Origin of the sequence: Micromonospora sp. AMSO1212t, assembly GCF_008868145.1 — a bacterium.
Taxonomy (GTDB): domain Bacteria; phylum Actinomycetota; class Actinomycetes; order Mycobacteriales; family Micromonosporaceae; genus Micromonospora; species Micromonospora tulbaghiae.
This window is the reverse complement of record NZ_WBKS01000078.1, coordinates 21,222-27,221: the sequence shown is the minus strand read 5'-3', so window position 1 is coordinate 27,221 and position 6,000 is coordinate 21,222. Positions and strand designations below refer to the sequence as shown.

The window sequence follows — 6,000 nt, the reverse complement described above, 5'->3', positions numbered from 1 at the left end:
CCGGACCCGGCAGCGGCGCCGCCCGCAAGGACACCGTCGACCGGGGCGCCGCAGTGCTGCTCGCCGACGCCGCCGTCCAGGCCGGGGTACGCCGCTACCTGCTGGTCTCCTCCATGGGCGTGGACGCCGCGCCCGCCGACGGCACCGACGACGTGTGGGCGGCGTACCTGCGGGCCAAGAAGGCCGCCGAGGACGACGTCGCCGCACGAGACCTCGACGTGACGGTGCTGCGACCCGGCCGCCTCAACGACGACGAACCCGCAGGCCGGATCACCCTGGCCCGGCACGTCGAACCCGGCGCGATCAGCCGCGCCGACGTGGCCCGGGTCCTGCTCGCCCTGCTCTACGCCCCGGCCACCGCCGGGCACACCCTGGAACTCGTCGGCGGAGACAGCCCCATCGCCGAGGCGGTCGCCGCCGTCACCGCCTGACCCACCGTGCACGTCCCGGCCCGCCCGCCGCGGCGGACCGGGACGCCGGTCAACGCTGGTGGCGGGACAACGCCGGCTGCGGCGAGCCCCCACCGCCCTGCGGCAGCTCCCGGGCGATCCGCTCCATCGTGCGCGACAACTGCTCACTGCCGTCGTCCAGGTGCCGGGCCGCCGCCTGCATGTGCGAGATCATCATCTCGCCGAAGATCCGCAACGCCTCCCGCGTCGCCACCGAGTCGTCGAAGCCGCTCCCGGCCGCGCTGCGGTACTCCGTCACCGCCCGCTCGGCCTCCCGCTTCGCCTCCTCCGCCGCCGCCCGCATGTAACTCTCGTACTGCGTACGGGCGTACTCGGCGACCCGGCGCGCGTAGTCGTGGGCCTGCGCGATGATCTGCTCGGCCTCCCGCTGCGCCGCCGACAACAGGTTGACCTCCTTCGCCGCCGGCGTCACCGCCTCGGTACTCGGGATCACCCCGTGCCGGTGCAGCTCCAGATGATCGTTGAGCCGCTCGTTCTCCGCCCGCAGGTTCGCCACCTGCGCCGCCAGCAGATCCAGCTCGTCGGCCACCTGCAACCGGAACCGGTCCACGTCGGTCTGGTCGTAGCCGCGCCGGGTGAACGCCGCCGACCCGAACTCCCACCGCCGGACCCGGTCCGAGGTCAACCGCACCTGCACCGGACCGGACACCTGCTGCGCGTCGTAACTGCTGATCGGACCCGCACTCACCGGCTCACCTCCGTTCCCGACTGCGGGGCTCGCAACACCGGCTCACTCCTCGCGCTCACCGGCCCACCTCCGTCGTTCCCGGCCCGTCCGCGCCCGTCATCGTCCGCCACGCCGGGCCGTACCAGTGCTTGCCGTAACCCTCGTGATGCACCTGACCCGGCTGGTACCCGGCGCCGGTCAACGCCGCCACCGAATGACCCACCATCTCGTCGGAGCCGCACACGTACACGTGCCGCGACCGCCAGTCCCCGTCGGCCAGCACCCGGTCGGCGATCCGCACCGACTCGCCCGGCCGGGCCGGATCCGCACCGGCCACGTACGACACCCGCAGCCACGGATGCGTCGCCGCCAACTTGTCGATCGCCTCGCTGTCGTAGAACTCCGTCCGCGAACGGGCACCCACGTACAGGTCCACCCGCCGTCCCGAACCCTCCGCCGCGACCTGCTCCACCAGCGCCTTCACCGGCGCCCAGCCGGTCCCACCGGCCAGCAGCAGCAGATCCGACGACCCGGCCTGCCACAACGTCAGCCGGTCACCCACCGGCGAAGCCAGGTGGAGCTGGTCACCGGCCGCGCACCCGTACACCAGACGCGACGACACCACACCACCCGGCGCGGCCCGCACGTGCAGCTCCACCGTGCCGTCCGGACGCGGCGCGTTCGCCGGCGAGTAGTACCGCCACGACCGCACCGCCGGATGCGACACCCCGATCGACTGGCCCGGCGCGAACGGCAACAGATACTGCGGGCGGACCGTCAGCACCGCCACGTCGAACGTGCGCTGCTCGTGCGTCAGCACCTCCGCCACCCACCACGGCGGCGACTGCGACTCCGCGGCCTGCGCGCCCTCGGTCATCACCTGCGCGACCAGCCCGTACGCCGCGGTCCAGTCGGCGGCCAGCTCGTCGGTCCACGCCTCACCGCAGAAGTGCCGCAACGTCGCCAGCAGCGCCTCACCGACCGCCGGGTAGTGCTCGGCGCGCACCGCGAACTTCCGGTGATCCGCACCGAGATCCCGCAGGAACCCGACCAGCCGGTCCACCTGGTCCACGTGGGACACCACATGCCCCAGCGCGGCCACCAGACGGTCCCGCTGCCCGGCCATGTTCGTGGGGAACATCTGCCGGGTCTCCGGATGCGCCAGGAACAGCGTCGAATAGAAGTAGAGCGGCACCTGGTCGCCGTGCGCGGCGACCAGGGACCAGCTCTGCTTGAGCCGTGCGACGTCCACGCTCAGGCGTCCCCCGCCGACACGACCTGCTCCCGCACCTGCCCGAGCACGACCTGCACATCGGCGATCACGTCCGCCGGCACACCCAGCTCGACCAGCGTCGCCGTCAGGTGCTCACCGACCTTCGCGTAGTGCCCACCGGTGATGCTCAACGACTGGTGCGCCTCGGCCAGCCCACGGCCCGCGTACTCGTTGGGACCGCCGAGCACCACCGCCAGCATCAGAGCCAGGTGCCGCCGCTGCTCCACCATGTCCACGTCGGCGAAGTAGCCGGCCAGATCCGGATCGGCCAGCACCTTGTCGTAGAACAGCTCCACCGCGGCCTTCACCGCGGCCGCGCCGCCGATGCGCTCGTAGTGGGAGATCGGGGTGGTCTCGCTCGTCACCGTCATGCTCGGTCCTTCCACCAGGGGTCCGCGGGCAGCGCCGCGGCAGGGGCTCGCCGTCCGGCGCGGCGTCACACAGCGTTCCGCCGTGACGTCGACACGCCGACGACCGGAACGGACCATAGCGCGCCCGCCACGACACTTCACGCCCACCCTGTGCGGATCCCGAGAACTGTCAATCACGGACAGTCAGCAACACGGCCGCAGTTGGTGAACGCACCGCAGCCGCTCGCACACATGCCGTCAACGCGCACGACGTACCGTCCTTTTCGGACATCGCGTACACACATGCCGTGACCTGCGCCGACTCTCAGCCGGCCCGGTCCACACCGTCCACCCACGTCAGCCACCGGACGGAGACCACACCCCGTCACCAAAACACGAATCGCGCCGCACCCTTTTCGGGCGCGGCGCGATCCCGTCAACGAGACGCGACGCAGGTCACCCGGCCCGGCGGCGCGCCCGGCGCGCCGCCAGCTCGTCACCCACCGACTCCGCCTCCGGCTCCACCGCCGGCACGGCCGGCTCCTGCCCACCCACCGGCTCCGCCGGCAGATGCGACAACGAACCCTGGATCTCCTTGAACGCACCACCGATCGCGATGCCGAACACCCCCTGGCCGCCCTGCAACAGGTCGACCACCTCCTCCGGCGACCGGCACTCGTACACGGTCGTCCCGTCGGAGATCAACGTGATGCCCGCCAGATCGTCCACCCCACGCGAGCGCAACGCCTCAATCGCCTTACGGATGTTCTGCAACGACACCCCGGCGTCCAGCAGCCGCTTCACGACCTTCAACACCACCAGGTCGCGGAACGAGTACAACCGCGACGTCCCCGAACCCGACGCGTCGCGCACACTCGGCACCACCAGCGCCGTACGCGCCCAGTAGTCCAACTGCCGGTAACTGATCCCCACCGCCGAACACGCGGTCACACCCCGGTAGCCGACCTCGCCGTCAGCGGCCGGATCGGCCCCCACACCCGCCTGCTGTTCCGCACTCGGACCAGGATCCCGCGGCTCGTGCATCCGGACCAACCTCCCCGCGCCCGTGGCGGTGCCGCGCCGACTCCCCGTACGCGCACCCCTCGACACGGCAACCCTAACGCCGCCCCCCGGACTTCACCCGCAGGAGACACCACGACACGCCGCGCCGGCCACCGTCGCGCCGACCCCGGCCACCCGGCCGGGACACCTCAACCCGCGAAGTCCTCCGGACGCACCTGCTCCAGGAACTCCCGGAACTTCTCCACCTCGTCCTCCTGCTCGTCCGGGATCACGATCCCCGCCTCGCTGAGGACCTGCTCCGCACAACGAATCGGAGCACCCACCCGCAACGCCAACGCGATGGAGTCACTCGGCCGCGCCGACACCCGCACACCGTCACCGAGGAGAAGATCCGCGTAGAACACGTTCTCCTTCAATTCGATGATCTCCACCGCCCGCAACGGCGCCTGCAACGCCGCCAGCACATCCCGCAGAAGATCGTGCGTCAACGGCCGGGCCGGCTTGACCCCCTGCTGCTCGTAAGCGATCGCCGTCGCCTCGACCGCACCGATCCAGATCGGCAGATAGCGGTCCCCCTCGACCTCCCGCAGCAGGACGATCGGCTGGTTGCTGGGCAACTCCACCCGAACTCCGACCACGCTCAGCTCGCGCACCGCCGCCTCCGTGTCGTCGTCACCTTGCACCGCGCCCTTCCCTGCACGGTACACGGACCAGGACACGGGAGTCCCACGCGCTACGTGCACCACGCCTCGCCGGACGGGCATACCCCGGCAAGCCTACGACACGCTCCACCGACCAGATCTTTCCGCGCCCACCCACCACGAAGGGCCGGGCGCCCACAGCACCCGGCCCTTCCACAACCTCACCGGCCCAACGTCGACCGCAGCCCCACCCGCACCAACGCCGCGTGCAACCGCTGCGACAACGCCACCAGCTCCCGCGCCGTCTCCGCCGCCCGAGCCCGGGCCGCCGGATCGCTCTGCCGCGCCAACGGCGCCACCAACTGCGCGAACAGCCCGACCTCACGATCCGCCGCCGACCGGTACGCCCGCAGATGCCGAGGCTCCAACCCGTACGCCGCCAGACCCGCCACCGCACTCGCGATGATCAGCGCGTCCGCGTCGTACCACCCCGGCGGATCCGACACCAGCACACCCAGCCGCTCCAACTCCGCGAGCGTCGACTCGTCCACACCACTACGAGCGATCAGACCCGCCCGGTCCAGCCGCACCTCCGACGACTCGACCGACTCCGCCGGCTCCCGGCCCGGAATCTCACCACCCGGACCCACAGCCACCAGATTCGGCCGCCCCCGCCCCGGCGACGGACCAGACCCGTCCCACTGGGCCAACTGCTCCCGGATCACCCGCAACGGCAGGTACTGATCCCGCTGCGCGGTCAACACGAACCGCAACCGCGCCACATCGTCCCAGCCGTACTTCCGATAACCCGCCGGCGTCCGCTGCGGCTCCACCAGGCCCTCGGCCTCCAGGAACCGCAACTTCGAGATCGTGACGTCCGGAAACTCCGGCCGCAACTGCGCCAGCACCTCGCCGATACTCATCAGCGCAGGCGCCCGCGCCGCCCCGGACGGCGTCGAAGCCGCAGGCTCGTTCACCCCCGGCCGGCCTCCTCCTCCGGGCGCGGACCGGCGATGAACACCACCCGGAACTTGCCGATCTGCACCTCGTCACCGTTGCTCAGCGTCGCCGCCTCGACCCGCTCACGATTCACGTACGTGCCGTTCAGGCTGCCCACATCCCGCACCGTGAACGTCCCACCGTCACGGTGGAACTCCGCGTGCCGACGCGACACCGTCACGTCGTCCAGGAAGATGTCACTGTCCGGGTGCCGCCCACTCGTCGTCACATCGTGGTCCAACAGGAACCGGGCACCCGCATTCGGGCCCCGGCGAACCACCAGCAACGCCATACCCGGCGGCAACGAGCCAGACATGCGGCTCGGCACCACATCGGTGTCCGGCCCCTCCAGCACTTCGTCGAGCGAACCGAGATTGAGCGTCGAAGTGACGTCGAGCGGGGGGAACTCGTCGTCTGGGCGCGTCATGGGACCACCTCACGGATCTGTTCGGTCGGCGTCAGGGAATGGCGGGTCTGGCCGCCGGGCAACACCACACCCGGCGGCTGGCTCCCCGTGCCCGGGAAGGCGCATTCCGCAACGCTCAAACTATTGGTTCTCGGTCGACTGGGCGAGCCT

General features: G+C 71.1%; 8 protein-coding genes. 1 reads left to right on the top strand and 7 read right to left on the bottom strand.

The features are described 5' to 3' along the window. The coding region (locus F8279_RS19400; protein ID WP_151500676.1) for an NAD(P)H-binding protein at positions 1-431 on the top strand (431 nt) is incomplete at its 5' end. Positions 432-480: 49 nt separating this feature from the next. On the opposite strand, the gene F8279_RS19395 is transcribed toward F8279_RS19400, so the two are convergent. The 7 genes from F8279_RS19395 to F8279_RS19365 form a co-directional block, all read right to left on the bottom strand. Beyond that, entirely contained in the window at positions 481-1,158 is a 678-nt protein-coding gene (locus tag F8279_RS19395) for a DivIVA domain-containing protein (RefSeq protein WP_091426887.1), read from the bottom strand. Positions 1,159-1,213: 55 nt separating this feature from the next. Further along, entirely contained in the window at positions 1,214-2,389 is a 1,176-nt protein-coding gene (locus F8279_RS19390; RefSeq protein WP_151500675.1) for a globin domain-containing protein, read from the bottom strand. A gap of 2 nt (positions 2,390-2,391) precedes the next feature. Beyond that, positions 2,392-2,781, bottom strand: a complete 390-nt coding sequence (locus F8279_RS19385) for a group 1 truncated hemoglobin (RefSeq protein ID WP_091426885.1) — start codon at positions 2,779-2,781, stop codon at positions 2,392-2,394. Between the two features lie 435 nt (positions 2,782-3,216). Then, positions 3,217-3,804 (bottom strand): MerR family transcriptional regulator, encoded by a 588-nt coding sequence (locus F8279_RS19380; RefSeq protein ID WP_225853331.1) that lies wholly within the window; start codon positions 3,802-3,804, stop codon positions 3,217-3,219. Between the two features lie 167 nt (positions 3,805-3,971). Continuing rightward, on the bottom strand, positions 3,972-4,436 hold the full coding sequence (locus F8279_RS19375; RefSeq protein ID WP_091427077.1) for a bifunctional nuclease family protein: 465 nt from the start codon (positions 4,434-4,436) through the stop codon (positions 3,972-3,974). A gap of 209 nt (positions 4,437-4,645) precedes the next feature. Next, on the bottom strand, positions 4,646-5,347 hold the full coding sequence (locus F8279_RS19370; RefSeq protein WP_175438873.1) for a MerR family transcriptional regulator: 702 nt from the start codon (positions 5,345-5,347) through the stop codon (positions 4,646-4,648). 50 nt (positions 5,348-5,397) lie between these two features. Continuing rightward, positions 5,398-5,850, bottom strand: coding sequence for an FHA domain-containing protein (locus tag F8279_RS19365; protein ID WP_007071101.1), 453 nt, complete (start codon positions 5,848-5,850; stop codon positions 5,398-5,400). Between the last annotated feature and the right edge of the window lie 150 nt (positions 5,851-6,000).

What these genes read in the sequence shown, in the direction of transcription:
- F8279_RS19385 (WP_091426885.1), bottom strand. Translation starts at nt 2,781, where the DNA reads ATGACGGTGACGAGCGAGACCACCCCGATCTCCCACTACGAGCGCATC.
- F8279_RS19380 (WP_225853331.1), bottom strand. Translation starts at nt 3,804, where the DNA reads ATGCACGAGCCGCGGGATCCTGGTCCGAGTGCGGAACAGCAGGCGGGT.
- F8279_RS19370 (WP_175438873.1), bottom strand. Translation starts at nt 5,347, where the DNA reads ATGAGTATCGGCGAGGTGCTGGCGCAGTTGCGGCCGGAGTTTCCGGAC.
- F8279_RS19365 (WP_007071101.1), bottom strand. Translation starts at nt 5,850, where the DNA reads ATGACGCGCCCAGACGACGAGTTCCCCCCGCTCGACGTCACTTCGACG.